Source organism: Oleiphilus sp. HI0067 (genome assembly GCF_001635735.1).
Map to the genome: position 1 here is coordinate 1 of NZ_LWFI01001161.1, position 1,415 is coordinate 1,415.

Here is a 1,415-nt window from a genome sequence, read left to right on the forward strand (position 1 = left end):
GCAAACGCAGCCAGACAAAATCTCTCAAACCTTGAGCCTAGAACCAGCTAGGAACAAGCAAAAAGTTTTGATGCGGGGTGGAGCAGCCTGGTAGCTCGTCGGGCTCATAACCCGAAGGTCGTCGGTTCAAATCCGGCCCCCGCTACCAAATAAAGGTTCGCGACATACCGCAACTGCTTCTAAGCCCGCCAACTGCGGGCTTTTTTGTGCCTATTCATTCCGTAAGAGTTCTTCTCGAACCGTAGACAACTGGCACCACTTAGTGCCATATTTGATGCCACACCTAAAAACGCTGGTGCCATTTATGTCTGCAAAAGAAATAAACAAACTACGCGATATTTCCATCAAGAACGCTAAGCCGAAGGACAAGCCTTATACCTTGTCTGATGGTCAAAGTCTTTACGTTGAAGTGATGCCAAATGGCGGAAAATACTGGCGTTTAAAGTACCGATTTGCAGGCAAACAAAAGCGTATTGCCTTTGGGGTTTACCCTGAAGTCAGCATCAAAGAAGCGCGAGAAAAAGCAACGATTGCTCGTCAACAGTTAAGAGAAGGTTTAGACCCGTCAGATGTAAAACGTCAAAAGAAACTCCAGACGCATGTTAATGCTGCCAGTAGCTTTGAAGTGATTGCTGGTGAGTGGTTAGAAAAAGAAAAGTTACATTGGTCTGAAGGTCATACGGTGCGTGTTGAACGCTTCGTTAATAAGTATCTAAAGCCCGACCTTGGTAAACGTCCGATCTCCGAAATTACCCCTCAAGAATTATTAGCAGTTCTCAGAAAGAAAGAATCTGAAGGCAGGCATGATACTGCTCATAGAGTAAAGCAAACAGCAGGACAAATATTCCGCTACGCAGTTGCAACGGGAAGGGCTGAACGCGATCCATCAAGAGACTTGGATGGAGCTTTAACCAAGCCAAAAGAAAAGCATCTTGCCGCAGTAACAACACCAGGAGAAGCCAAGAAGTTGTTGATAGCGATAGATGGCTTTGAGGGAACGAAGGTAGTTGAGACAGCCTTAAAGTTATCCCCACTTTTATTTGTTCGTCCTGGAGAGCTTCGCCACATGGAATGGCAAGAAATCGATCTAGAAGAAAAGTTATGGTCAATTCCTGCTGAGAAGATGAAGCTGCGCGAACCGCATCTGGTGCCACTTTCAACGCAAGCAGTCGAATTAATCAAAGGCATGGTGCCACATACAGGCCGCTATCAATATGTGTTTCCTAATGCGCGAGGCGTTAGCAGGCCACTAAGCGAGAACGGAGTAAGAACAGCTTTACGAACGCTTGGTTATACAAACGAGCAAATGACACCGCATGGCTTTAGAGCAATGGCCCGAACTTTATTAGATGAAGTCTTGGGTTATCGTATTGATTGGATAGAGCACCAGTTAGCGCACGCAGTAAAAGACGCTA

The 1,415-nt window shown here is 45.9% G+C and carries 1 protein-coding gene and 1 tRNA gene; both read left to right on the top strand.

What is annotated here, in order from left to right; translation table 11 throughout:
• The first annotated feature begins 71 nt into the window (after positions 1–71).
• Positions 72–148, top strand: a tRNA-Met gene (locus A3739_RS17010).
• A 156-nt stretch (positions 149–304) separates the two neighbouring features.
• Positions 305–1,415 (top strand): integrase arm-type DNA-binding domain-containing protein (locus tag A3739_RS28200; protein WP_082878460.1); only part of this gene is annotated, 1,111 nt, incomplete at its 3' end.